The organism is Microbacterium sp. NPDC090014 (assembly GCF_044748285.1).
GTDB lineage: Bacteria > Actinomycetota > Actinomycetes > Actinomycetales > Microbacteriaceae > Microbacterium.
The window spans coordinates 2,167,204-2,192,487 of sequence record NZ_JBIVFS010000001.1; the positions used below are offsets into that span (position 1 = coordinate 2,167,204).

At 67.0% G+C, this 25,284-nt stretch carries 27 protein-coding genes; 22 read left to right on the top strand and 5 right to left on the bottom strand.

The features are described from left to right. Positions 1-27: 27 nt before the first annotated feature. Positions 28-765: a class I SAM-dependent methyltransferase gene (locus ACIPV5_RS10240; protein WP_400340966.1), complete on the top strand. Its 738-nt coding sequence runs from the start codon at positions 28-30 to the stop codon at positions 763-765. After that, positions 762-1,238: a pyrimidine dimer DNA glycosylase/endonuclease V gene (locus ACIPV5_RS10245; protein WP_400340967.1), complete on the top strand. Its 477-nt coding sequence runs from the start codon at positions 762-764 to the stop codon at positions 1,236-1,238. Before ACIPV5_RS10240 ends, ACIPV5_RS10245 begins: the two co-directional genes overlap by 4 nt. Here the strand turns inward: ACIPV5_RS10245 and map are convergent. Beyond that, positions 1,218-2,000, bottom strand: a complete 783-nt coding sequence (map, locus tag ACIPV5_RS10250) for a type I methionyl aminopeptidase (RefSeq protein ID WP_053095949.1) — start codon at positions 1,998-2,000, stop codon at positions 1,218-1,220. The genes ACIPV5_RS10245 and map overlap by 21 nt on opposite strands. A gap of 121 nt (positions 2,001-2,121) precedes the next feature. Between map and ACIPV5_RS10255 the strand changes: the two genes are divergently transcribed. From ACIPV5_RS10255 to ACIPV5_RS10295, 9 genes are all read left to right on the top strand, one after another. Further along, positions 2,122-2,610: an MFS transporter permease gene (locus ACIPV5_RS10255; protein ID WP_072591208.1), complete on the top strand. Its 489-nt coding sequence runs from the start codon at positions 2,122-2,124 to the stop codon at positions 2,608-2,610. A gap of 179 nt (positions 2,611-2,789) precedes the next feature. Continuing rightward, the gene (rplS, locus tag ACIPV5_RS10260) at positions 2,790-3,137 is read left to right on the top strand and encodes a 50S ribosomal protein L19 (RefSeq protein ID WP_053099097.1); all 348 of its coding nucleotides are present in this window, start codon (positions 2,790-2,792) and stop codon (positions 3,135-3,137) included. Between the two features lie 118 nt (positions 3,138-3,255). Continuing rightward, on the top strand, positions 3,256-3,990 hold the full coding sequence (gene lepB / locus ACIPV5_RS10265; RefSeq protein ID WP_053095952.1) for a signal peptidase I: 735 nt from the start codon (positions 3,256-3,258) through the stop codon (positions 3,988-3,990). Further along, positions 3,987-4,646 carry a ribonuclease HII gene (locus tag ACIPV5_RS10270; RefSeq protein WP_053095954.1) on the top strand — a complete coding sequence of 220 codons (660 nt, stop codon included), beginning with the start codon at positions 3,987-3,989 and terminating at the stop codon, positions 4,644-4,646. Before lepB ends, ACIPV5_RS10270 begins: the two co-directional genes overlap by 4 nt. A gap of 47 nt (positions 4,647-4,693) precedes the next feature. After that, on the top strand, positions 4,694-5,020 hold the full coding sequence (locus tag ACIPV5_RS10275) for a DUF2469 family protein (RefSeq protein WP_042541663.1): 327 nt from the start codon (positions 4,694-4,696) through the stop codon (positions 5,018-5,020). Positions 5,021-5,121: 101 nt separating this feature from the next. After that, positions 5,122-5,484 (top strand): YraN family protein, encoded by a 363-nt coding sequence (locus tag ACIPV5_RS10280; protein ID WP_056278671.1) that lies wholly within the window; start codon positions 5,122-5,124, stop codon positions 5,482-5,484. Continuing rightward, complete coding sequence (locus ACIPV5_RS10285; protein WP_072591209.1) at positions 5,481-7,010, top strand: YifB family Mg chelatase-like AAA ATPase; 1,530 nt, start codon at positions 5,481-5,483, stop codon at positions 7,008-7,010. The genes ACIPV5_RS10280 and ACIPV5_RS10285 overlap by 4 nt, the downstream gene beginning before the upstream one ends. Next, on the top strand, positions 7,007-8,188 hold the full coding sequence (gene dprA / locus ACIPV5_RS10290) for a DNA-processing protein DprA (protein WP_400340968.1): 1,182 nt from the start codon (positions 7,007-7,009) through the stop codon (positions 8,186-8,188). The genes ACIPV5_RS10285 and dprA overlap by 4 nt, the downstream gene beginning before the upstream one ends. A 35-nt stretch (positions 8,189-8,223) precedes the next feature. After that, positions 8,224-9,126 carry a tyrosine-type recombinase/integrase gene (locus ACIPV5_RS10295; protein WP_053095992.1) on the top strand — a complete coding sequence of 301 codons (903 nt, stop codon included), beginning with the start codon at positions 8,224-8,226 and terminating at the stop codon, positions 9,124-9,126. A gap of 16 nt (positions 9,127-9,142) precedes the next feature. On the opposite strand, the gene ACIPV5_RS10300 is transcribed toward ACIPV5_RS10295, so the two are convergent. Further along, on the bottom strand, positions 9,143-9,670 hold the full coding sequence (locus ACIPV5_RS10300) for a murein hydrolase activator EnvC family protein (protein WP_400340969.1): 528 nt from the start codon (positions 9,668-9,670) through the stop codon (positions 9,143-9,145). A 305-nt stretch (positions 9,671-9,975) separates the two neighbouring features. On the opposite strand from ACIPV5_RS10300, the gene rpsB reads away from it, so the two are divergent. The 9 genes from rpsB to ACIPV5_RS10345 all read left to right on the top strand — a co-directional run bounded on the left by rpsB (position 9,976) and on the right by ACIPV5_RS10345 (position 16,694). Continuing rightward, positions 9,976-10,920 (top strand): 30S ribosomal protein S2, encoded by a 945-nt coding sequence (gene rpsB, locus ACIPV5_RS10305; protein WP_053095994.1) that lies wholly within the window; start codon positions 9,976-9,978, stop codon positions 10,918-10,920. A 44-nt stretch (positions 10,921-10,964) separates the two neighbouring features. Further along, entirely contained in the window at positions 10,965-11,792 is an 828-nt protein-coding gene (tsf, locus tag ACIPV5_RS10310; protein ID WP_053095995.1) for a translation elongation factor Ts, read from the top strand. A gap of 90 nt (positions 11,793-11,882) precedes the next feature. Further along, on the top strand, positions 11,883-12,599 hold the full coding sequence (gene pyrH / locus ACIPV5_RS10315; RefSeq protein WP_056278675.1) for a UMP kinase: 717 nt from the start codon (positions 11,883-11,885) through the stop codon (positions 12,597-12,599). 66 nt (positions 12,600-12,665) lie between these two features. After that, positions 12,666-13,220, top strand: a complete 555-nt coding sequence (gene frr, locus ACIPV5_RS10320) for a ribosome recycling factor (protein ID WP_053095997.1) — start codon at positions 12,666-12,668, stop codon at positions 13,218-13,220. Positions 13,221-13,225: 5 nt separating this feature from the next. Next, entirely contained in the window at positions 13,226-14,365 is a 1,140-nt protein-coding gene (locus tag ACIPV5_RS10325; RefSeq protein WP_056278676.1) for a phosphatidate cytidylyltransferase, read from the top strand. Then, positions 14,365-14,949, top strand: coding sequence for a DivIVA domain-containing protein (locus tag ACIPV5_RS10330; RefSeq protein WP_400340970.1), 585 nt, complete (start codon positions 14,365-14,367; stop codon positions 14,947-14,949). Before ACIPV5_RS10325 ends, ACIPV5_RS10330 begins: the two co-directional genes overlap by 1 nt. A 48-nt stretch (positions 14,950-14,997) precedes the next feature. Next, positions 14,998-15,681 carry a transglycosylase SLT domain-containing protein gene (locus ACIPV5_RS10335; protein WP_400340971.1) on the top strand — a complete coding sequence of 228 codons (684 nt, stop codon included), beginning with the start codon at positions 14,998-15,000 and terminating at the stop codon, positions 15,679-15,681. A gap of 9 nt (positions 15,682-15,690) precedes the next feature. Further along, complete coding sequence (locus tag ACIPV5_RS10340; RefSeq protein WP_320488202.1) at positions 15,691-15,978, top strand: hypothetical protein; 288 nt, start codon at positions 15,691-15,693, stop codon at positions 15,976-15,978. Between the two features lie 2 nt (positions 15,979-15,980). Further along, positions 15,981-16,694, top strand: coding sequence for an alpha/beta hydrolase (locus tag ACIPV5_RS10345; RefSeq protein WP_394194395.1), 714 nt, complete (start codon positions 15,981-15,983; stop codon positions 16,692-16,694). On the opposite strand, the gene ACIPV5_RS10350 is transcribed toward ACIPV5_RS10345, so the two are convergent. After that, positions 16,691-17,752 carry an AI-2E family transporter gene (locus tag ACIPV5_RS10350; RefSeq protein ID WP_053096001.1) on the bottom strand — a complete coding sequence of 354 codons (1,062 nt, stop codon included), beginning with the start codon at positions 17,750-17,752 and terminating at the stop codon, positions 16,691-16,693. The two genes, ACIPV5_RS10345 and ACIPV5_RS10350, sit on opposite strands and share 4 nt — an antisense overlap. A 179-nt stretch (positions 17,753-17,931) precedes the next feature. On the opposite strand from ACIPV5_RS10350, the gene ACIPV5_RS10355 reads away from it, so the two are divergent. Both ACIPV5_RS10355 and ACIPV5_RS10360 read left to right on the top strand, forming a co-directional pair. Continuing rightward, on the top strand, positions 17,932-19,950 hold the full coding sequence (locus ACIPV5_RS10355) for a glycosyl transferase (RefSeq protein ID WP_400340972.1): 2,019 nt from the start codon (positions 17,932-17,934) through the stop codon (positions 19,948-19,950). Continuing rightward, entirely contained in the window at positions 19,947-20,876 is a 930-nt protein-coding gene (locus ACIPV5_RS10360; protein ID WP_072591237.1) for a tetratricopeptide repeat protein, read from the top strand. The genes ACIPV5_RS10355 and ACIPV5_RS10360 overlap by 4 nt, the downstream gene beginning before the upstream one ends. A gap of 69 nt (positions 20,877-20,945) precedes the next feature. Here the strand turns inward: ACIPV5_RS10360 and glgB are convergent, their stop codons facing one another. Both glgB and ACIPV5_RS10370 read right to left on the bottom strand, forming a co-directional pair. Beyond that, positions 20,946-23,150, bottom strand: a complete 2,205-nt coding sequence (gene glgB / locus ACIPV5_RS10365; protein ID WP_400340973.1) for a 1,4-alpha-glucan branching protein GlgB — start codon at positions 23,148-23,150, stop codon at positions 20,946-20,948. Beyond that, on the bottom strand, positions 23,147-25,210 hold the full coding sequence (locus tag ACIPV5_RS10370; RefSeq protein ID WP_400340974.1) for an alpha-1,4-glucan--maltose-1-phosphate maltosyltransferase: 2,064 nt from the start codon (positions 25,208-25,210) through the stop codon (positions 23,147-23,149). The genes glgB and ACIPV5_RS10370 overlap by 4 nt, the downstream gene beginning before the upstream one ends. Positions 25,211-25,284 lie beyond the last annotated feature (74 nt).

The window sequence follows — 25,284 nt, forward strand, 5'->3', positions numbered from 1 at the left end:
GGAATCGGCGGCTGATAGCGTCGCACCATGGTCGATGAGGTGCTGGCGAAGTCGTTCGAGACGATCGGGGCGGATTACGACCGCTACCGTCCCGGATTCCCCGTGGAGGCGGTCGAGCTCATCGCGCCACAGCGCATCGGGACTGCGCTGGACCTCGGCGCGGGCACCGGGAAATTCACGGAACTGCTGTCGGCCCGAGCGGAACGCGTGATCGCTGTCGAGCCCTCCGAGCAGATGCTGTCGGTTCTGCGAGCCAAGCTTCCGGATGTGGAAGGCCTCATCGGCAGTGCCGAGCGGATTCCGTTGCCGGACGGCACGGCGGATGTCGTCGCCGTCGCGCAGGCGTTCCATTGGTTCGATCGTGAGTCTGCCTGTGCGGAGATCTCGCGCATCCTCACGCCGGGCGGAACTCTCGGGCTGGTCTGGAACCACTCGGATCCGTCGAGTTCGTGGGATCGGGCAGCGCACCGTATCGCGCACCCCGCGGTCGCTGACACGGACGGAACGACCAGCTCCGCCGCGGCGGAGCTCCCCGGATTCACGTTCGTGACGAGCGAATCGATCCACTGGACGGAGCAGATCAGCCGCGAGGCGTACCTCCGTCGCTGGTCGACGGTGAGCACCTTCCTCGTGGCCGACGACGATGCGCGTTCGGTGATGACGACCGCCATCGAAGCGGTGCTCGACGGGGACCCGGACACACGCGGGCGCGAACAGCTCGAGTTGCCGATCATCACCGACGTGTTCGTCTATCGGCGCGCATGAGGATCTGGTCACTGCACCCGCAGTACCTCGATCGCCAGGGTCTGGTGGCCTGCTGGCGGGAGGCGCTGCTCGCTCAAGCGGTGCTCGCCGGGCGAACCCGTGGCTACACCGGTCACCCCCAACTGGAGCGGTTCCGTGCCTATCCCGATCCGCTCGATGCCATCGGCGCGTACCTTCGGGGCGTCGCCGTCGAGGCGGACGTGCGCAGCTATACCTTCGACCGATCGCGAATCGATCGACCGGATGCGAGAGGTGAGTCGATCCTGTCCGTGACCACCGGCCAGCTCGCGCTGGAATGGTCGCATCTCAGCGCGAAGCTCGCGGAGCGCAATCCCGACGTGCTCGGACTCTGGTCCGCGGTCTCGGTGCCCGAACCGCATCCGGCGTTCCACGTCCTCGAGGGTCCGGTCGCCGCGTGGGAACGCGCGCTGCCGCCGGCTGACCCCCGCGGGTCAGCGAACGCCGAGGAATGACCTGTCGGTGAGGACGATCGGACCATCGGCCGTCACTGCCACGGTGTGCTCGGAATGCGCGCCCCTGGAACCGTCCACACTCCGAAGGGTCCATCCGTCGGGATCGGTCACGAGTTCGTCCGTGGTCTCGAGCAGCCACGGTTCCAGCGCGAACACCAGGCCCTCGCGCAACGGGAATCCACGTCCCGCGCGACCGTCGTTGGGGACGTGGGGGTCGCCGTGCATGATGCGTCCGACACCGTGACCGCCGAAGTCGGTATTGATCGAATACCCCTCGCCGTGTGAGATCGCGGCGATGGCGGCCGAGATGTCACCGATCCGGTTGCCGACCACGGCCGCGTCGATGGCCGCAGCGAGAGCGCGCTCTGTCGTCTCGATGATGCGGAGGTCCTCGTCGCGGGGAGTGCCGACGACGAAGGACACCGCGGAGTCGGCCACCCATCCGTCGACGGAGACGGCGAAGTCGAGCGACACCAGGTCGCCGTCTCGCAGCGTGTAGTCGTGGGGGAGGCCGTGCAGTACAGCGTCGTTGATCGAGGTGCAGATCACCTTGCCGAAGGGACTGGCGCCGAAGGACGGGTGGTAGTCGATGTAGCAGGACTCCGCTCCGGCCTTACGGATCATGTCGTGCGCTCGGCGATCGATCGACAGCAGGTTCGTGCCGACCTTCGTCTCGTCGCGCAGGGTTGCCAGGGTCTCGGCCACGAAGCGACCGGCGGCGCGCATCTCGTCGATCTCGGCAGGGGTGCGCAGTTCGATCATCGGGTGTCCTCTCGTCCTCTCCATTCTCCCCGATCTCCGGGTGACGGGCGTCCGCCTCGAGGCCGCGTGCTCAGAGCGAACACCTGGATCATCGGCCGCACGCCGTCGTACGATTTGTGACATGTGGTTGCGTCAGGCGTTCTTCCGGTGGCTCATTCCGGCAGCGTTCCTCCTGCCGCTCTGGTTGCTCGTGGGCTGGGGCGTCTTCCAAGGCGGTTGGGCCATCCTCTGGGTCCTCTTCATCGCGGTCCCCTCCGTGTTCGTCGGCCAGCTTCTTCTCACACTCCTGACTCGGTCTCGCCCGTCGGTGCGGGTCGAGAGGGCCGTCTCGTGGTGGGATGTCGGCGGTTTCACGCTCTGGCACGGGCTGACTATCGCTGTCGGATGCTTCATCGACGGCGCGTTCGGCTGGCTTCTCGCCGCCGCCGTCGTCGTCGGCATCGGTCTGGTCTGGCTGCAGCTCTGGCAGCTGTGGAACGAGGCGAAGGGAAGCGGAGCACGGATCCGCGAGACCATCTCGTGGTCCACCGTTCCCGGCGTCGACGAGCCCGCGCCGGAGACCCGCGTGCGAGAGGTCTTCGTCATCCGGGAGAAGGACTCGCCGGAGTGACGGCAGCGCACGCGACGTTTTGGCCGTGTGCGGCATCCATGGCAGAATGAGTGTTTGTGCCGTGACCGGTTCTGCCTCAGGGGAGCCCACGGACGCTTCGGCGCCGTTCAGCACACACTTCTTCTTATTCCTACTTACAGCATGCAACCGACCTGAGGCGAGTGCAGAGAGAGACGATCATGCAGATCCTCGACGCCGTCGACGCAGCATCCCTGCGTTCAGACGTTCCCGTCTTCCACCCCGGTGACACGGTCAACGTGCACGTGAACATCACCGAGGGCACCCGCTCGCGTATCCAGGTCTTCAAGGGCGTCGTCATCGGCCGCCAGGGCGACGGCGTGCGCGAGACCTTCACCGTTCGCAAGATCAGCTTCCAGGTGGGCGTCGAGCGTACGTTCCCGGTGCACTCCCCGGTGATCGACCACATCGAGGTCGTCACCCGCGGTGACGTGCGTCGCGCGAAGCTCTACTACCTCCGTCAGCTGCGGGGCAAGAAGGCCAAGATCAAGGAGAAGCGCGACAACTGACGCGCAGGCTCTCCACAGCACCCCGGGACACGATGTCCCGGGGTGCTGTGTTCTCCCCGGGGTGTGCGACCCTTGATACTGCCGTCTCCGTGCGGTGCGAGACTGTGAAGGAAACCCCATGACGACTGACTCCGCCGCCGCGTCCGCTCGACCGACGAAGCGGCGTCGTGGGTTCCTCGTGTTCCTTCGCGACGTCCTCGTGATCGTCGTCATCGCGGCGCTCGTCTCCTTCGTCGTCAAGACCTTCATCGTCCGCTCCTTCTACATCCCGTCCGCATCGATGGAACGAACTCTCCTGGTCAACGATCGGATCCTCGTGGACGAGCTGACGCCGCGGTGGACCGCCTACGAACGCGGCGACGTCGTGGTCTTCAAGGACCCGGGCGGGTGGCTCGACGGCCAGCCGCAGACTCCTGCGCAGCCGCCTCTCGTCGAGGCTTTCGACTGGATGCTCAACGTCGTCGGGATCTCGGCCACGGATTCGCAGGATCACCTCGTCAAGCGTGTGATCGGTCTCCCGGGTGACCACGTCGTCTGCTGCAACGCGCTCGGACAGATCACGGTCAACGGAGCGCCCATCGACGAGCTCAGCTACCTCAACCTGCCAGACGGCGACACTGCAGCGTCGAACGATCCGTTCGACGTGGTCGTGCCGGATGGGTCGCTGTGGCTCCTCGGAGACAACCGCGATCGCTCGCGCGACTCGCGGGCGCATCAGGATCTTCCGAGCGGCGGCTTCGTCCCGATCGAGAACGTCGTGGGCAAGGCGTTCTTCACCACGTGGCCCTTCGACCGTCTGGGCACGATCGACGGCCACCATGACAGCTTCAACGGCGTCCCGGATCCGGAATGACCGTCGTCGCTCCGAAGCTCACTCTGGAGCGCAGGCTGCTGAGCGAGTGCGATCTGATCATCTCCCTCGATGAGGTCGGACGCGGTGCGCTTGCCGGGCCGGTAGCGGTCGGAGCTGCCGTGATGGATGCGGCAGGGGCGCGCCGCCGCGTTCCCGAAGGGCTTCGGGATTCGAAGCTGGTCACCGAGAGGCGTCGGCCCGATGTCGCTGCGCGAGCCGCGGCATGGGTGCAGGCTTCTGGAGTCGGTTGGGCCAGCGCGGCCGAGGTCGACGAGGTGGGCATCATGCGAGCGCTCGGTCTGGCGGCGTCGCGCGCCGTGCAGAGCGTCGTCGATTCGGGAGTTCGCCTCGACGGCGCTCTGGTGCTCCTCGACGGCAACCACGACTATGTCTCGCGGGTGCATCCGGTGCCTCTTCGGGTGCGACCGGTCGTCAAGGGCGACCGCGACTGCGCATCGGTCTCGGCGGCATCGGTGATCGCGAAAGTGGCGAGGGACACCTACATGGCGGAGCTCCACGAGGGTCATCCCGCGTACCAGTGGGACCGGAACAAGGGATACGCGAGCCTCGAGCATCGCGATGCGATCCGCAGCCTCGGGCTCTCTCCGCACCACCGATCATCCTGGGCGATCGCGGATGTCCCGACTCTGTTCTGAGCCTGCGTGCGTCATCGACGCGTCGCCGACTCTAGGATGGAGTGATCATGGATGAGGAAGCCTTCGACGACTACGACCGCGAGCTCGAGCTGGCGCTGTTCCGCGAATACCGCGATGTCGTCGCGCAGTTCCAGTACGTTGTCGAGACGGAACGCCGGTTCTACCTCGCCAACGAGGTGAACGTCGTGCGTCGTGACACCGAGCACGACTTCTACTTCGAGATCTCGATGAGTGACGTCTGGGTGTGGGACATCTATCGTGCCGACCGCTTCGTGAAGGCTGTGCGCGTGCTGACGTTCAAGGACGTCAACGTCGAAGAGCTTCAGCGCCGCGAGTTCGAGCTGCCCCAGGAGCTGTCGCTCGACGGGGAGTGACCACTTCTGCACAGTCCGGCTTTCTGATGGGCTGTCCCCGCACTCCGCAACGTCCCCACTCCTGAAGCGCGGTCGTCGATCCCGATCGACAGGCTGTCTTCATGGCAGCGAAAGACGAGCTCGGTAGATCCGGCGAAGAACATGCGGTTCGGTATCTGACCGGCATCGGATATGTGGTCCTCGACCGCAACTGGCGATGTGCGCAGGGCGAGATCGACATCGTCGCCTGTCGCGGTCACCACCTCGCCATCGTCGAGGTCAAGACACGACGGACGATCTCCCACGGACACCCGTTCGAGGCCGTGGATTCCCGCAAGATCCGACGACTGTGGCGATTGGCTCATGCGTGGGCGGCAGACCATCCCGAACAGGCGGTCGGCCTCGTGATCCGGATCGAGGCGATCGGGATCATCGGAGCCGACCCGCAGCACAGCACCCTCGAACATCTCGTGGACGTGTCGTGAAAACGGCCCGCACGTGGGCGGTCGCGCTCACCGGGGTCGACGGGCACATGGTCGAGGTCGAAGCCGACATCTCGAACCAGACCCCCGACTTCAAGATCATCGGCCTGCCGGACAAAGCACTCGGCGAGGCGGTTCAGCGGGTTCACAACGCCTGCAAGAACACGCAACTCGATCTTCCGCGCCGCCGCCTCACGGTCAACCTCTCGCCCGCCAGCCTCCCCAAGCAGGGAGCCGGTTTCGACCTGAGCATCGCGGTCGCCGCTCTCGCGGCAGGGGGAGCGCTGTCGACGCGGTCCATCGCGGGAACGGTGCATCTCGGCGAACTCGGACTCGACGGCCGGCTCCGTCCCGTGCCCGGGGTGCTCCCGTCCGTCTTCGCCGCTGCGCGTGCGGGGTTCGACACCGTGATCGTGCCGTGGGGCAACGAGGCGGAGGCGAGGCTGGTGCCCGGAATCGAGGTTCGCGCAGCAGCGAGTCTTTCGCAGGTCGCCGTCTGGCACGGCGCGGAGATCGACGTGCTCGATGCCGATCCGGTCGCCTCGGCGACACTCGCGCCGGAGCATCGCGAGAGGCTGGACCTCGCGGACGTCGTCGGCCAGGACGAGGCGGTCGAGGCTCTGATCGTCGCGGCAGCAGGAGGCCATCACATGCTGCTCAGCGGCCCGCCAGGCGCAGGTAAGACCATGCTCGCGCGTCGACTCCCCGGCATACTTCCGAGTCTCTCCGACGACGAGGCTCTCGAAGTGGCCTCGATCCGCTCACTCACCGGCGACGCTGTGCGAGCTCTCGACGCCACGCCGCCGATGGAGTCGCCTCACCACAGCGCCTCGGTTGCGGCGCTCGTCGGAGGCGGCACGAGGTCTGTTCGTCCTGGCGCCATCTCTCGCGCTCACAGAGGTGTGCTCTTCCTCGACGAAGCAGCGGAATTCTCGAGAGTGGCGCTCGACGCACTGCGGCAGCCGCTCGAGTCCGGCGTCATCGAGGTGAGTCGATCGGGCGTCACCGCACAGTTCCCCGCACGCTTCCAACTGGTCATGGCGCTCAATCCGTGCCCGTGCGGCAATTACGGGGTGCGCGGTGCGGAATGCACATGTCCGTCGTTGGCGATCCGGAGATACTCGACCCGACTCTCCGGTCCGCTTCGCGACCGGGTCGATATCGAGCTGCATGTCTCGCGCGTGTCTGCTGCTCGGGCCATGATCGGCGACCGTACGGAGGTGACGAGCGAGCGAGCTCGAGCGAGAGTCATGCAGGCGCGTGAGCGGGCGGTCTCGCGGTGGCGGGGGACACCGTGGGGCCGCAACAGCGAAGTTCCGGGCGCCCGATTGAGGCAACTCGATCTGCGGATCGCCGCAGAGGCAAGGGCGCCCCTGGATAGGGCTCTCGAGCGGGGAGCTCTCACTCTTCGCGGCTATGACAGGGTTCTGCGGCTGGCTTGGACCATGGCGGACCTCGCCGAGGTCGACAGTCCAGGTCGGGAAGAAATAGGACGGGCACTGTTCTTGAAGAGGGGATACCTATCGTGATCGAGTCTCTCAGAGGCGATGCGGCGGTGCGGCGATCGCTGCGACAGGTGCGACCGGTCGATGACCTGGACGAGGCGCTGGCACGAGTGTCGTGGTCAGTCCTCACCGAGCCGGGGGACGGAGTCGCCGGCGCGCTCATCGCGGAGCGGGGCGCAGTGACATCACTGGGGCTGGCGATCGGCGGAGGGGCCGCGGCGAGTTCGGATGTCAGCGAACGGGCTCTCGCCGAGGGACGAGCCCGGTGGATGGTCCGCGCGGATGCGCGCAGCGTTCTCGATGCGATCCGTGCAGCAGCCGAGGTCGGCGCTCGGCTCCTTCTGCCGGGGGACGACCTCTGGCCGAGATCTCTCGACGACCTTGGGGTGCATGCGCCGACAGTGCTCTGGGTTCGCGGAGACCCGGCGCTGCTCACGGCTCCGAGCCGAGTCGCGATCGTGGGCGCGAGGGCGGCCAGCGGTTATGGAGAGATGCTCGCCGGCGACTTCGCCGGCGAGCTCGCAGCCACCGGCACGGTCGTCGTATCCGGCGGAGCGTACGGCATCGACGGGGCAGCCCATCGGGCCGCCCTCGCCGTGAGCGGCAAGACCGTAGCCTTCCTCGCCGGGGGAGTCGATCGCGCGTATCCCCAAGGCCATCAGCAGCTGCTGCGGAGAATCGTGGAGACCGGAGCCGTGGTGAGCGAAGTGCCCTGCGGCACCGCGCCGACGAAGTGGCGATTCCTCTCGCGCAACAGACTCATCGCCGCTCTCGGCGACGCGACGGTCGTGGTGGAGGCAGGGTGGCGGAGCGGTTCACTGAACACCGCAGGACACGCGGCTGCGCTCGGACGGCCGCTCGGTGCGGTGCCTGGGCCTGTGACCTCCGCATCGTCGGCCGGCTGTCATCGGCTTCTTCGTGAATACGACGCGAGATGCGTCACGACCACCGCCGAGATACGCGAGTTGTGGGGTGACGCCGCACCCGGGACGACCGTTGGCGGAGTCACGGACCCGGATCGGTCTCGGGTGCTCGACGCCCTGAGCAGTCGCTCCGCACGACCCGTTCTCGAGCTGTCCCGAAGATCGGGGCTCGCTCCCGAGAGGATCGGCGCCCTCCTCGGGCTCCTGGAGCTGGATGGGATTGTCACGCGCGTCGAGAGCGGATGGCGGAAACGGCCGGACGGAGAGCGGCGCGGCTGACACCGCGCGGATTCGCGCTCCTGCACACTTGATCCATGCAGTTCCAGGCAGCAGCACACGCCTTCACCGAGCATCTCTCCCGAGTGCGTCGGCTGTCTTCAGCGACTGTGCGGGCCTACCGATCTGATCTCCGTGATCTCGCGGAGACCGTCGGCGATCGCGAGCTCGAAGACGTCACACTCGAGACACTGCGCGACTGGCTGTGGCGCGCGACTCAACGGGGGGACGCGCGGTCAACACTCGCGCGGCGCGCCGCGGCGGCCCGGTCCTTCTTCAGCTGGGCGCAGGAGCAGCAGCTCGTCGCACACGATCCGAGTCTCCGGCTGGTAGCCCCGAAGCGGGGGCGGACGCTGCCCGTCATCGCCTCTCAGGACGCGATGACGACTCTTCTCGAGGCGCAACGGCACGCCGCCGCCGCCGGTGATCCGATCGCGCTCCGCGACCATGCGATTCTCGAGCTGCTGTACGGGGCAGGGATCCGAGTCTCCGAGCTGTGCGGACTCGATGTCGACGATCTGGACCTCGACCGGGGCACGGCGCGCGTGCTGGGGAAAGGCGCGAAAGAGAGGGTGGTGCCCTACGGTGCTCCTGCGCGTGATGCCACCGGCGCCTACCTGTCTCGAGGGCGCCCCTCACTCGCCGCACGAGCTGCCCGACCGTCGCCGGCTCTGCTACTCGGCAGTCGAGGCGCGCGGATCGGACCGCGCGCGGTCTATTCGCTCGTCGCCGACGTGCTCGCACCGTTCATCGGGGCGGACACGGTCGGCCCGCATGCGCTGAGACACACTGCCGCGACCCACCTCCTGGACGGCGGCGCGGACTTGCGAGCGGTGCAGGAGATCCTCGGCCATGCGAGTCTCGGCACGACCCAGATCTACACCCACGTGTCCGCCGAACGGCTGACCGCGACGTATCGCCTCGCACACCCGCGCGCCTGAACACCCGGTCACCGATTCACGGGGTCGTGCAGCAGGGGAGCAGTACCGCCCTGGGTACGGCGCCGAAGAGGAGCAACGGGTTGATGTACGCGCCATCCATTCGCACACCGAGGTGCAGAGTACCGGGCGCCGCGTGGCCACCGGCAGCCACCGTGCCGATCTCCTGCCCCGATGAGATCGCGTCTCCCGGCGAGAGCTCGGAGGACAACGGCTCGAACGTCGACACGTAGCCACCGGGGTGCTCGATCGTGATCAGAGGCCTGTCGACGACGGTTCCGCGGAATGCTATCGTCCCGTCGGCGGGAGCGCGGATCACAGCCCCCGGCGTCGTCGCGAGGTCCATCCCTCGATGGCCGGCACCGTACTCGTGCGCGGGAGCGCGATACGGCGACGCGACCGCGCGGCGCTCATCGGTCGGCCAGAGCCAGACGGGATACCTCTCACCTTCCGCGGATGACGCGTGCGCACGCGTCGGGATCGGAGCGACGAGAATCAGGGCGACCAGCAGAAGGAACGCGATGGTCGCGCGTGCGCGGGAGTTCATGAGGCAATGGTCCGTCGCTCCCGCCGGCGGAGGGACGCGTCATCGCAACCCCCGCGATCCATGTGGGGAAGACATGGCTTCGGTGCATCGTGCAGGAGGAGTGAGGTCGCCGCATCCTGTATGCTGTTGGAGCACCTCGATCTCGGGGTGACTACGCGTGCCCAGAGCGACTTCGGTCGTGGCATCCACTCCCACTGGTCCTGATTCCACTCAGGCGGGTGTGCGCCGGGCACCAGGGAGTTCGGTCGTCCGATCGACTCGACAACCTCAAGGGCGCAGAATCGCGCCGGAACAAGGAGACGACCATGGCTGTGGTCACCATCCGCCAGCTGCTCGACAGCGGCGTGCACTTCGGACACCAGACCCGTCGGTGGAACCCGAAGGTCAAGCGCTTCATCCTCACGGAGCGCAGCGGCATCCACATCATCGACCTCCAGCAGTCGCTCGGCTACATCGACAAGGCCTACGACTTCGTCAAGGAGACCGTCGCGCACGGCGGCACGATCCTCTTCGTCGGCACGAAGAAGCAGGCGCAGGAGATCCTCGCGGAGCAGGCCACGCGCGTCGGCCAGCCCTACGTCAACCAGCGCTGGCTCGGTGGACTCCTCACCAACTTCCAGACCATCGCGAAGCGTCTCGCTCGCATGAAGGAGCTCGAGGAGCTCGACTACGAGAACCCGGCTGCCTCGGGCTTCACCAAGAAGGAACTCCTTCTCAAGAAGCGTGAGCTCGACAAGCTCCACAAGTCGCTCGGTGGTATCCGCAACCTCACCAAGACGCCGTCCGCTCTCTGGGTCGTCGACGCCAAGCGCGAGCACCTCGCCATCGACGAGGCCAAGAAGCTCGGCATCCCGGTGATCGGCATTCTCGACACCAACGCCGACCCGGACGACTTCCAGTACCCGATCCCCGGCAACGACGACGCCATCCGCTCCGTCTCGCTGCTCACCCGCATCATCGCGGACGCAGCGGCAGAGGGCCTGCAGCAGAAGCACAACCCCGAGACGGGCGACGCTGAGCCGCTCGCCGACTGGGAGAAGGAGCTCCTCGAGGCTCCCGTCCAGGAGTCGGCTGACGCCGCAGAGGTCGATGACGCCGCAGCTGACGAAGCTGCCACCGTCGAGACCCCCGCTGCCGACGAGACCGCTGCTGACGAGGCCGGCGCCGAGGCGCACGACGAGGCCATCGCTGCCGCTTCCGGCGAGGAGACCGCTGAGGTCGCCGCCGCCGAGGCAGCAGACGCCAAGTAATTCCGCGACCACCACACACATCACGAAGCAAGGAGCCACCACACATGGCCAACTTCACCATCGCCGACCTCAAGGCGCTGCGTGAGCAGCTCGGAACGGGAATGGTCGACACCAAGAAGGCGCTCGAGGAGGCCGACGGAGACGTCGAGAAGGCCACCGAGATCCTGCGTCTCAAGGGTGCCAAGGGCAACGCGAAGCGTGCCGACCGTTCGACCAGCGAGGGCCTCATCGTCGCTCGCGAGCAGGACGGCGCAGTGACGCTGATCGAGCTCGCCTGCGAGACGGACTTCGTCGCGAAGAACGAGCGCTTCATCGCACTGGCCGACAAGGTCGCCGACGCTGTCGCGGCCGTGAAGGCCGACTCGGTCGAGGCCGGACTCGCCGCCCAGGCAGGCGACAAGAGCGTCGAGCAGGTCATCTCGGAAGAGGCTGCGATCATCGGCGAGAAGGTCGAGCTTCGTCGCGTTCGCACGATCACCGGCGACAACGTCGAGGTCTACCTGCACCGCACGAGCAAGGACCTTCCGCCGCAGATCGGCGTCGTCGTCGCCTACACGGGTGACAACGCCGAGACCGCTCGCAGCATCGCGCAGCACATCTCGTTCGCGAACCCGTCGTACCTGTCCCGCGAGGACGTCCCGGCTGACGCCGTGGAGAAGGAGCGCGAGATCGTCACCGAGATCTCCCGCAACGAGGGCAAGCCGGAAGCGGCTCTGCCCAAGATCGTCGAGGGCCGTGTCTCCGCGTTCATCAAGCAGGTCGCACTGCTCGAGCAGGACTACGCGAAGGACAACAAGCTCTCCGTCGCCCAGGTGGCGAAGGACGCCGGTATCACCGTGACGGACTTCGCGCGCTTCAAGGTCGGCGCGTAACACCGTCGAAGGGGTTCGGATCACATGATCCGAACCCCTTCTTCATGCCCAGAAGGCACTATCTTGAATCGGGACGAGAGGAACACCCCCATGACCGAAGGCAACGGACGCCGTCGCGTTCTCCTGAAGCTCTCCGGTGAGGCGTTCGGCGCCGGACAGCTCGGCGTCAACCCCGACGTCGTCAGCCAGATCGCCCGTGACATCGCCGCGGCCGTCGACCGCGTAGAGATCGCGATCGTCGTCGGCGGCGGCAACTTCTTCCGCGGAGCGGAACTCAGCCAGCGCGGAATGGACCGGGGGCGAGCCGACTACATGGGCATGCTCGGCACAGTGATGAACGCCCTCGCGCTGCAGGACTTCCTCGAGCAGGCCGGAGCGCCGACCCGCGTGCAGTCCGCGATCTCGATGACGCAGGTCGCCGAGCCGTACATCCCGCTGCGGGCCGAGCGGCACATGGAGAAGGGCCGCGTCGTCATCTTCGGCGCCGGAGCGGGCCTCCCGTACTTCTCCACCGACACGGTCGCCGCGCAGCGCGCGCTGGAGATCGGGGCGCAGGAGGTGCTCGTGGCCAAGAACGGCGTCGACGCCATCTACACCGCGGACCCGAACAAGCACGCCGACGCCGAGCGCATCGAGCGCGTGACCTACCGCGATGCCCTTCAGCGCGGCCTCAAGGTGGTCGACTCGACCGCGTTCAGCCTCTGCATGGACAACAACATGGACATGAGGGTGTTCGGCATGGAGCCGGCGGGCAATGTCACGCGTGCGCTCCTCGGAGAGCCGATCGGCACTCTCGTCACCGCCTGAGTCCCTGACGGTGCTCACGCGCCGCGCCAGATAGAATTTCAGAACACCCCGACGATAGGAGTCACCGTGATCGCGGATGTCCTCGCTGAAACCACCTCCCGTATGGCACGAGCGGTCGAGGCCGCCAAGGAGGACTTCTCCACGGTGCGCACGGGTCGCGCCAACCCGCAGCTCTTCCAGAAGGTGCTCGTCGACTACTACGGAACGCCGACGCCGCTCGCCCAGCTCGCCTCTCTGGCGAACCAGGAGGCGCGCACCCTCATCATCACTCCCTACGACAAGAGTGCTCTGAAGGGGATCGAGCAGGCGATCCGGGACATGCCGAACCTCGGCGCGAACCCCACGAACGACGGCAACCTCGTCCGCGTGACGATGCCCGAGCTCACGGCTGAGCGCCGCAAGGAGTACGTCAAGCTCGTCAAGACCAAGGCCGAGGACGCCAAGGTGCACGTGCGCGGCATCCGTCGCAAGGCCAAGGACGAACTCGACGGTCTCAAGAGCGAGCTCGGAGAAGACGAGATCTCTCGCGGAGAGAAGGAACTCGACGCCCTCACGCGCCAGCACGTCGACCTCATCGACGACGCACTCAAGCGCAAAGAGGCTGAGCTCCTCGAGGTGTAGGCGGCATGTCCGACGAACGCACCGATGACGGCACCGACAAGCCGCAGACGCGCCGGGAGGCGCGCGACTCGTCGACCTCGACCGGCGCCATCCCGCTGGTCGACGGCGCCTTCCCGGCGTTCGACGCGACGAGCATCCCGCCACGTCCACCTCTCCCCGCCGAGGAGCGCGCGATGACGGAGTCCCCGTTGGACACAGCTGATCACAACGCGATCAGAGAGCAGTGGCGTGCCGCACGCGACGAGTTCGGGACCCACGTCACGAATGCTCGCGGGCAGCTCGACCAGGCGAACGAGCGCATCAAGGAGCGCACAGGGCGTGACCTGATCCTCGCGACGCTGATCGGGCTGGCGTTCGGCGCCGCCCTGCTCGCCTCGCTGTTGTTCATCAAGGTCCTCTTCGTGCCGTTCGCGTTGGCAGCGGCGCTGCTCGGGGTGTACGAGCTTTCCCTGGCACTGCGCGCGTCCGGGCGGCGGATCGACGTGATCGCTCAGTTCGTGGCGGCGACGCTGCTCGTGCTGTCCGCGTTCTTCCTCGACCTGTGGTTCGTCTGGGTGATGCTGTTCTTCGCCGTCGCATTCGTGATCGTGTGGCGGTTGGTCGCCCAGATGGTCGCCAAGGACGGCAGAACCTACGGCGATGTGCTGACGGATGCCGTCATCGGAGGCTTCGTTCAGATCTACGTGCCGTTCCTCGCGGCGGTCGCCCTGATCCTGCTCAAGCAGGAGGGTGGCCAGTGGTGGGTGCTGAGCTTCATCGCCATCGCCGTCGTGGCGGACACCGGCGCGTATGCCGCCGGGCTGGCCTTCGGCCGGCATCCGATGGCCCCGCGAATCAGTCCCAAGAAGACGTGGGAAGGGTTCGGTGGAGCCGTGGTGGGTTCCATCACGGCGGGTGTCCTCCTCGCGATCTTCCTGTTGCATCTGCCGTGGTGGATCGGCGTGATCTTCGGCGTCGCCATCCTGCTGTCCGCGACCCTCGGCGACCTCGGCGAGTCCATGCTCAAGCGTGATCTCGGAATCAAGGACATGAGCTCCTGGCTGCCCGGTCACGGCGGGCTCCTCGATCGACTCGACAGCATCCTTCCGTCGACGGTGCCCGCGCTGTGCCTGTATTTCCTCTTCTCCTCCTGGGTGGTGCTGTGATGGTCTCCGACGACGTGCGAGCATCGGACGGTTCGGTTCAGCCTCCGGCCGCGTTCTCTGTGACGACCGGTCGCGTGCGCGGCTATCACCGCGCAGCGGTCGACACGTTCCTCGCAGCCGCTCGGGCTGCATTCGAAGGCGACGCGGACGATCTCGGCGCAGCCGACGTACGGGTGGCGTCCTTCCCGCTCGTGAAGAACGGCTATGTCGTGGCAGAGGTCGATGCGGCGCTCGGGAGAGTCGAGGACGCACTGGCGGCTCGCGCGCGTGACCGGGCCGTCCGGTCGCAGGGCGCGGGGGCATGGGTCGAGCAGGCACGAGACGATGCCCAGATCATCCTCGACCACCTCGCGCGTCCGAAGCGTCAGCGTTTCGCGCGCACGGGCGTCCTCACCTTCGGGTATCGCATCGACGAGGTCGACCATGTGGGCACCCGCATCGCCCGCTATCTGCGAGACGGCGAACCGCTGACGGCCGAGCAGCTGCGTTCGGCGGCGTTCCGCATGCAGCGCGGCGGGTACCGGGAAGAGCAGGTGGATGCCCTTCTCGACGCTACCGTCGATGTGATCCTGGCGGTTCGCTGAGCGTTCTGATGGCCGACTCACGCCTCACGGGGTAGACTGCCACTCATCGTGAACTCCCGAAACGACATCACACCTCATCGCAAAGACGTCACGCCGGTGCCTGCATCCGCGGCGCTTTCGGCGCGCAGCGGTAGCCGCCGACGGGGCGTCGTCGGTTTCGTCAGCGCCCTCGCGGTCGTGGGTTTCGCGGCCGCGATGGTCGCCCCGACCGGCGTCGCGCTGGCTCAGCAGCCTGAGACGGAAGGCCCCGAGTCGGCGTACTCAGCGGCGCTCACGGAGACGCAGAATCTCACGGTGACCGCAGAGGGTGCCGCTATCGCACCGGTTCAGCGTGGATCGTTCTCGGTCTACGTGACGCCCAAGCCGACTCCCACCCCGACCCCGACGACCGGGTCGTCCGGGTCATCCGGGTCATCGAAACCCGGTCCCAGCGCTCCTCTGTACTACACCGGCGGGGGAGCCCCTGCGGAGTGGATGGCAGCAGCGGGCATCGCGGAGTCCGACTGGGGCTTCGTCGACTACATCGTCTCCCGCGAGAGCGGCTGGAACCCGAACGCGACGAACAAGTCCTCTGGAGCGTGTGGGCTCGTCCAGGCTCTGCCATGCAGCAAGGTTCCCGGCAATGGCTACGACCCGGTGGACAACCTGCGCTGGGCAACGGGATACGCCACGGGTCGATACGGAAGCTGGGCGGGCGCCCACGCCTTCTGGACGAACAACCACTGGTGGTGAGTCGGCCTCATGGCCCGCTCTCGCAGACGCCGTCCGGCGCGCCCTGACACCGACGATTCGCTCGATCGACTCCTCTCGTCCTGGAAGCGCACGGAAGTCCGTCGTGGGTCCGAGTGGACCGTCCAGCCGGTGTCGGCAGCTCAGGCGCTGAAGGAGTACATCTGTCCTGGGTGCGGGCGATCGGTTGTTCCCGGAACCGCTCATCTCGTGATCTGGCGCGCGGACGGGGTGCTCGGTGACGCCGCAGACCTCGCGGCACGCAGGCATTGGCACACACACTGTTGGAGGATTGCGTGAGCATGGAGATCCGTGGACCGATCGAGCTGCCTGCGCGGCGCGAAGACATCGCACTGGAGACCGCAGACGAGCTGACACTGGTCGGAGAGCTGGCGGTTCCCGAGTCGTCGGCGCCCGTGGCCACGCTCGTCACGCTGCATCCTCTCCCGACGGCCGGCGGGTTCATGGACTCGCACATCATCCGCAAGGCTGCCGCCCGTCTGCCTGCGCTGGCGGACCTCGCTGTGCTGCGCTTCAACACGAGAGGGACCACCTCTCCGCGTGGCACCAGCGATGGCGCGTTCGATGGGGGAGAGGCGGAGCAGTTCGACGTCGCGGCGGCGATGGGCTTCGTGCGCGAGCGCGGTCTTCCGCGCCCATGGCTGCTCGGCTGGTCGTTCGGCACCGAACTCGCGCTGAAGTACGGTCGGGAACACGATGTCGAGGGGATCATCCTCTTGTCCCCGCCACTTCACCGCGCCACAGACGCCGAGGTGGCGGCGTGGGCCGACTCCGATGCCGACGTCGTGGTGCTGGTACCCGAGCTCGACGACTACCTCCGCCCGGCCGAAGCACGCGAGCGCTTCTCCGCGATTCCGCATGCGAAGCTGATCGCCGTCGAGGGTGGCAAGCACCTCTGGGTGGGGGAGAGCCAGACTCGGAGAGTCCTCACCGAGATCGTCGCTGCCGTGAACCCGGCAGCTCTTCCGCTGCCGACGGAGTGGCCCGCCGACTAGAGCTCGTTCATGCGAGGGATCAGCACCTGCCGGTAGAGGATCAGGATGCTGGCCGCCACCGGAATCGCGATCAGCGCGCCGAGCAGCCCCAGGAGGCTTCCGCCCGCCAACGCCGCGACGACGACAACCGCTCCGGGTACGGACACGGCCCGGCTCATGATGCGCGGCGAGATCACGTACGCCTCGATCTGCATGTAGATGAGGTAGTAGATGGCGGCGGCGATCGCTGTCGCCGGTGATCCCAGGCCGGGGATCAGGCACACGAGCACGATGATGGTCGACCCCGTGAGGGTGCCGACGAGTGGAATCAGTGAGAAGAAGAAGGCGACGACGGCGAGCACGGCCGGGAACGGCGCATCGATGATCGTGAGGAAGATCATGCTCAGGATGCCGTTGATGACGCCCTGGGAGACCTGGCCCATGACGTAGTAGCCGACCGAATCGGTGATCTGCTCGGCCAGGTCGATGAAGCGCTCGCGCTTGGATGCAGGAGCGAGCTGGTAGACGGCGCGCTTGAGCGACGGTGTCGAGGCCGTCAGGTAGATCGTCAGGATGAGGATGATGAACGCGCCGAACAGTCCGCTCAGCAGTGCCCCGCCGGCGGCGAGCACGCCCTGCCCGATGGACCCCCCGATCTGGGCGAGGTTCGTCTCCAGCCAGTCGGTCACATAGGCGAAGACGTCATCCACCTTGAGATTGGGGAACGTGTCGACCATCCACTGGCGCAGGTCGAGGAGAAATGTCCCGCGTTGGACGATGGCCGTGATCTCGGCGATGAGCTGCGAGATCTGGTCGACCAGCACGGGGATGACGATCAGGATGATCCCGGCGAAGATCCCGAGCACCGCGAGGATCGTGATGAGCACGGCGAGCCAGCGGGGGAGACGCCTGCGCTCGAGGAAGGAGACGAGCGGGTCCAGGCCGAGACTGAGGAAGAGAGCCGTACCGACGTAGAGCAGCACGGTCGACAGGCTCTCCACGCTTCCGATCAGCAGGATTCCCAGTCCCACGCCGAGCGTCGCCACGAGGGCGGTGCGGAACGGGTTGTGGATCTTCATCGTTGCTCCTCGGAATGGGGGACTCTGCAAGCGTATCCACCGCACCACGACCGGCCGGGACGACGTGCCGCACGTGGTGCCGCATGCCCCTCGTGGGCAACACACAGGTGATTTCGCTAGTCTGAAATGTCGAGTGTTGCGACTCGGGCGTGCGTCCGGGCCGTGTGAGGAGACTATTCGTGCGTTTCGTATGGGCCGTCGTGGCCTTCGTGCTGGCTGCGGGACTGATCGCTGCGGGCATCGCGCAGCGAACCATCTTCATGGGTCCGTCGACTCAGGAAGTCTCAGTCGCTGCAGAGGAACCCGCCCCGTTTGTGCTGATGGACGGCGACGTCCTTCGTGAGCACCCGGGATCTCAGACCTTGCTGGTGCGCGGAGAGGGCGAGATCTTCGCCGCCTATGGCCGCACCGCCGACATGGAAGCGTGGCTTGCCGACTCGTCGTACAACCGCGTGACGGTCGGCGACGACGGTGACCTGGAGGTCCAGCTGGTCCCCGCCGGATCAGCACCGGAAGGTGATGGGGCCTCCGAAACCCCGGCCCCTGCCGAGACCCCGGCCGCGGCCGAGACTCCGGCACCGGCGGAGACGCCCGCCGAGGGCGATGCAGCCGCAGAGCCGGGCCGCAACCCCGCCGGCTCCGACCTCTGGCTGGACTCCTTCACCGAGACCGACACACTCATCGCAGACAACATGCAGCTGCCCGAGGGCGTGAGTCTGATCATCGCGTACGACGGCACCGCCGACGCACCGGACGACATCGTGGTGTCCTGGCCGCTGGACACGTCCACCCCTCTCGCCGGACCGCTCATGGCGGCGGGCGCGGCGATGCTTCTCGTCGGACTCGTGCTCTACGTCCTCGCGATCCGGCACCAGCGTCGCGGGCGAGGACCGCGGCGCAAGGGCCCCGGCCCCCTTCCGGCCACCGAGCCGATCGACGTGGCTCAGCTGCCGCCATCGGAACGCGCGGCGATCGACGACACCTCGACCACCGCTGCCGGGGATGAGCCCGGTCGGACCGGCGCAGACTCCGACGCGGCAGCCGCCGGTGACCCGGGGGCAGTCGACGCCGCCGGTCCGAAGAACCCAGACCCCGATCGGAAGACGGAGATGCGTGCGCGACCCGTGAACCGTCGACGGCGCCTGCTCGCGGTCCCCGCCCTCGCCGTGACCGCGTTGCTCGCGAGCGGCTGCTCGCCTGACTCATGGCCGCAGCTCGGAGAGGGAACGCCCTCGCCGTCTCCCAGCGCGACGGTGATCGCCCCGGACAATCAGAAGCCCCCGGCAGTGACGGAGGCCCAGGCGAAGCGGATCCTGCAGGAAGTGTCGACGACCCTATCCGACGCGGACGCGTCGATGGACATCGCTCTGGCCGGCACTCGTCTGGACGGCCCGGCGCTCACGGCTCGCACCACCGAGTACGCGCTTCGGACAGCTCTTCCGGAGACCGCACCGCCCGCCGCACTCCCGACCGATGACGTCGAGGTCGTGCTTCCCGAAGCCACCGACCGGTGGCCGCGCACGGTGCTCCTGCTCTCGAAGAGCGCTGACGACGACACCGTTCCCCCCGTCATCCTGACCATGACGCAGCAGGATCCGTGGTCGAACTACAAGGTCACGAACATGGCCGAGATGTCTGCGGACGCCGTCTTCCCCGACGTGGCTGCAGCGTGGCTCGGCACCTCGCTCGTTCCCGACGATTCCGCATTCCTCAGCATCCCGCCGGGAGAGCTTGCGGAGACCTTCGCCGACGTCGTCGACGCGGGCGAAGCCAGCCCTTCCTACGGCATGTTCGACGAGATCTCGCAGAACCTCGCCCAGTCGATTCGCGACAGCCGGCAGGCGGTCGTGCAGACGCTGGCGGACAACGGAGCGGCGGAGACTTCTCAGACCGCCTTCGACATCCTCCCGGCCGATTCCGAGCCGGTCTCGATGACCACGCTGGACAGCGGTGCGATCGTGGCCGTCTCGCTCGTCGACACCGAATCGGTCACCCCGACGTCACCGGACGCCGTCATCCGACTGGAAGACGCGAATCCGCAGGCGAAGGCGCTGACGGGTGTCACGGAGTCCGCGAAGGGCTTCACGACCAAGTACGAATTCCAGCTGTTCTTCTCCGTTCCCGCGCAGGGCTCGACGGAGCAGATCCGACTCATGGCGGTCCGACAGGACCTACTCTCCGTCGAGGTGATCAAATGACCGATATCTCTCCCGCCGCGCTCCGTGGAGCCGTCGACCTCTCCTCTCTGCGAAACCGGCCCGCGGCTGCTGCCGCCGGAGCGCAGAGCCCTGCTCCCGGGGCCGTGGACATCGTCGTCGATGCGACCGACGAGTCGTTCGGTCAGATCCTCGAGCTCTCCCGGACAGTGCCGGTGGTCGTCGACCTCTGGGCCGAATGGTGCGGGCCGTGCAAGCAGCTGAGCCCCATCATCGAGAAGGTGACGCGTGAACTCGGCGGCAGGGTGCTTCTCGCGAAGGTCGATGTCGACGCCAACCCGCAGCTGGCTCAGGGATTCCGCGCGCAGTCGATCCCGATGGTCGTGGCACTCATCGCCGGTCAGCCGGTTCCGATGTTCACCGGTGCAGTGCCCGAGCAACAGGTCAGAGAGGTCTTCGCGCAGCTGCTTCAGCTCGCTGCTCAGAACGGGGTGACGGGCACGTTGAACGTCGGAGAGGCGCCCGAGGGCGAGCAGACGCCGGAGGAGCCGCCGATGCCGCCGCTGCACGCGGAGGCTTTCGCCGCGATCGAGAACGGCGACTACGCCGCGGCGGTCGTGGCATACGAGAAGGCTCTCGCGGAGAATCCGCGCGATGAGGATGCGATCGCAGGCCTGGGCCAGGTCCGTCTGCTCGACCGCGTCCAGAAACTCGATCTCCAGGATGCTCGGGCCGCGGCCGCAGCCGGACCCCTCGACATCCAGGCCCAGTTCGATGTCGCCGACCTCGACCTCGCGGGAGGCCATGTCGAAGATGCGTTCGGAAGGCTTCTCGACCTGTTCGCCCAGCTGCCCTCGGATGAGCGAACGCCCGTGCGCGAGCGTCTTCTCGAGCTGTTCGGCCTGATCGGCGTCGCAGATCCACGCGTCATCACCGCGCGCAACAGACTGTCTTCCCTGCTGTTCTGAGCTGAGAGTGCAGCGAGACGGCCCAGGCTCTGTCGGGGCCGGGGCCGTCTCGCTGATCGGCAGAGGCCGTCAGCCGCGGCTGATCGTGGGTACGTGCGGGTCGCTCTCGTGGCGCAGCCAGATGGTCGACAGTGCGGGAACCGTGATCGTCGCCACGGCCGGTCCGTCGTCCTCCGAGTGCGCGACGACCATGCCGAGATTGCCGGATCCGCGACCGCCGTATTCTGCGGCGTCCGTGTTGAGGATCTCCTGCCACACGCCGGGGATCGGCAGCGCGAGGCTGTAGCCGCTGCGCTCGACGCCGGCGAAGTTGCTGATCACCACGAGACGGCCGCCATGTGCGTCGCGGCGTTCGAAGGCGATGACATTGGGATCCCAGCTCGGGGCGCCGAGGCGTGAGAAGGAGGATCCGTCATTGTCCCGCTCCCAGAGCGGGGCCTGAGCGCGATAGGTGCGGTTGAGCTGTCCGACGAAACCCTGCAGCTGCGCGTGCGACGGCTGGTCGAGGAGCCACCAGTCGAGCTGGCGGGATTCCGACCATTCGGCGAGCTGCCCGAACTCCTGCCCCATGAAGAGAAGCTTCTTTCCGGGGTGACCCCACATGTATCCGAGGTATGCGCGGACATTGGCGAGCTTGTGCCAGTGGTCGCCGGGCATCTTCGAGACGAGGCTGCCTTTTCCATGCACGACCTCATCGTGGCTGATCGGCAGCAGATAATTCTCCCCGAACGCGTAGACGAACGAGAACGTCATCTCACCTTCGTGGTGCGCGCGATACATCGGGTCTCGTTCGATGTACTGGAGGGAGTCGTTCATCCAGCCCATGTTCCACTTGAACCCGAAGCCGAGACCCGCGTGGTCGGTGGGTGCGGTCACACCGGGGAAGCTCGTCGATTCCTCAGCGATCATCAGCACGCCGGGGTGCAGGCGGTAGGCGGTCGCGTTGACCTCCTGGAGGAAGCGGATCGCTTCGAGGTTCTCCCGGCCCCCGTGGATGTTCGGCTCCCATTCGCCTTCGTTACGCGAGTAGTCGAGGTACAGCATCGACGCCACGGCATCCACTCGCAGGCCGTCGACATGGAACTCGCTCAGCCAGAACAGTGCGTTCGCGACCAGGAATCCGCGCACCTCAGGGCGACCGTAGTCGAAGATGAGCGTTCCCCAGTCCTGATGCTCACCGCGACGAGGGTCGGGGTGCTCGTACAGCGGCTGTCCGTCGAACCTCGCGAGGGCGAACGCGTCTTTGGGGAAGTGCCCGGGCACCCAGTCCATGATCACGCCGATTCCGGCCTGATGCAGCTGGTCGATGAGGTATCGCAGGTCATCCGGGCTGCCGAAGCGACTGGTCGCCGCGTAGTACCCGCTCACCTGATAGCCCCAGGAGCCGCCGAACGGATGCTCGGCGAGCGGCATGAACTCGATGTGCGTGAAACCGGCCTCGGTGACGTGTGCGATCAGCGGTTCTGCGGCATCGCGGTAGCTCAGGCCTCCGCGCCAGGAGCCGAGGTGCACCTCGTAGACCGACAGCGGCTGAGCGACCGCGTGAGTCGCTGCCCGGCGGGTCATCCACGCGCCGTCTGACCATGCGTAGTCCGACCGCGTGACCACCGATGCGGTCTCGGGCGGCACCTGCGCGGCTTGCGCCATCGGGTCGGCCTTGAAGATCCAGGAGCCGCCGCGGGTGCGGATCTGATACTTGTATGTCGTTTCGACGGCGAGATCGGGGATGAACAGCTCCCAGACGCCACTCACGCCCATCGAGCGCATCGCGTGCGCTTCGCCGTTCCACCCGTTGTGATCTCCGACGACTCGCACGGCTGTGGCGTTCGGGGCCCAGACGGCGAATGCGACGCCGTCTTCGGCGTCTGCGACCGTCGCGTGCGCACCCAGCACCTGCCACAGCCGCTCGTGCCGCCCTTCGGCGATCAGATGGAGATCGACGTCACCCAGAGTCGGGAGGTGCCGGTACGGGTCGCCGGTGATCGTCTCGTCGTCGTCGCCGTACGCGGTGGCGATGCGATACGCCACCGGGGCACCGTCGTGCTGGGCCTCCCAGATGCCGTGTGCGACGTGATCGAGCTCCAATCGGCTCCCGTCCTCGAAGACGGCTGCGACCGAGGACGCGAGAGGTCGGCGAGCGCGGATCACCGTGACGGTCCGGTCACTCGCATCCGTGAACGGGTGGGAGCCGAGCACCGCGTGCGGGTCGTGATGGGCGCCGGCTGCGACAGCCGCCCAGTCCGGCGATGTAGTGGCATCTTCGACGTAGCTCATGCTCGTCTCCTCACCTTCAGAATGTGCACCGGCTCGGCGAAGGCGTCGAGGCGCACGTAGTTGTGATCGGCCCACGTCCACACGGCACCGGTCAGCAGGTCCTCCACGTCGAACGGCTCGCCAGGTGGTACGCCCCAGATCGTGGTGTCGAGGTGCACGGTGGTCTCACGCACGGAGTGCGGATCGACGTTGGCGACGACGAGGATCGTATCGGAGTGGCCCGTGCCGGTGAACGCGGCATCGAGGTGCTTGCTGTAGACGAGCACCGAGTCGTCGTCGCTCCAGTGCACGGAGAGGTTGCGGAGCTGTCGAAGAGCCGGGTGCTCACGGCGGATCTCGTTCAGTCGGCGCAGGAGAGGCGCAAGCGAGTCACCCGATGCCTCCGCGCCCTCCCAGTCCCGGAACTTGAACTCGTACTTCTCGTTGTCGATGTTCTCCTCGGAACCGGGCCTCGCCACGTTCTCGAAGAGCTCGTACCCGGCGTACACGCCGTACACAGGGGCGGCGGTGGCGGCGATGCAGGCGCGGATCCGATAGGCGGCGCGGCCGCCGAACTGCAGGTACTCCGTGAGGATGTCATGCGTGTTCACGAAGAGATTCGGCCGCATGTAGTCGCTCGTCTCGTGCGAGACGCTGGTGAGGAACTCCTCGAGCTCCGCCTTGGTGTTGCGCCAGGTGAAATAGCTGTAGCTCTGTTGGAACCCCACGGCCGCGAGCGCACGCATCACGGCGGGTCGGGTGAACGCCTCGGCCAGGAAGATCACGTCCGGGTCCTGGGCGTTCACGGTCGCGATGAGCCATTCCCAGAACTGCAGCGGCTTCGTGTGCGGGTTGTCGACGCGGAAGATCTTCACGCCTTCGCGAACCCAGTGCTGCACGATGCGGAGCATCTCCTGGTAGATACCGGCGGGATCGTTGTCGAAGTTCAGCGGGTAGATGTCCTGGTACTTCTTGGGCGGGTTCTCTGCGTAGGCGATGGTGCCATCCGGGAGAGTGGTGAACCACTCGGGGTGCTCGTCGACCCACGGGTGGTCCGGAGAGGCCTGCAGCGCGAGATCGAGAGCGACCTCCAGCCCTTCGTTCTTCGCCGCCCTGACGAATGCGCGGAAGTCGGCCGGCTTGCCGAGCTCCGGGTGGATCGCGTCGTGGCCGCCGTCAACGGAGCCGATGGCATACGGTGAGCCCGGATCGCCTGGCTCCGTCGTCAGAGTGTTGTTGCGTCCCTTGCGGTTGGTCGTTCCGATCGGATGGATCGGCACCAGGTAGATGACGTCGAAGCCCATGGCGGCGACAGCGGGAAGACGTTTGGCGGCTGTCCTGAACGTACCGCTCTTGACAGTGCCGTCCTTCAGGCGTTTCGCGCCCTCCGAGCGGGGAAAGAACTCGTACCAGGCCCCGACGCCTGCGGCGGTCCGCTCCACGAGCAGAGTGTGCGTGGCAGATGCTGAACGCAGCGTCATGAGAGGCCGCTCATGGAAGAGACCGCCCAGCTCGGCGTCGGTCGAGACCGCGGTGGTGGTCTCTGCATCGCCCCCCGCTAGTGCGGTGGCGAGTTCGCTGATGCGTCTGCGCTGAGCCGCAGGGCGATCCTTCTCTTTCGCTGCGCGCGCGAGAAGTTCGGCGCCGAGGGCTGCCATGACCGGCACATCGACTCCCGCGGCGACCTTCACCTCGGCGGCGTGCGCCCAGGTCGCGAAGTCGTCGGAGAACGCCTCGAAGCGAAACGCCCACGGGCCCTGCATGTCCACAGCGACCTCCGCTGCCCAGCGATCGCTCCCATCGAGCAAGGGCGTCATTCGGTGCAGGGACTCCTCGCCGTTCGGGGCCGTCAACCGGAGCTGCACCCCGATCAGGTCGTGCCCTTCACGGAAGGCGACGACGCTGAACGGCACCACCTCGCCGACGAACGCCTTGGGCGCGAAGCCTCCGGGGACGGACGGTGCGCCGCCCACCAGAGGAATTCGCGTCGCGACGAGTCCGTCGCCGTCCGAGACGGCGCCCAGCGGGCGCGACGGGATCTGCGCGGGGCTTCGGAGAGCCTTCGGACTGATGCTGCTCATACGTGCGGCCACTCCCCGAATGTACCGCTCGCGGCGTGAAGCGGGTAGCTCGCGGAGGGCCCCGGCGCGCCGCC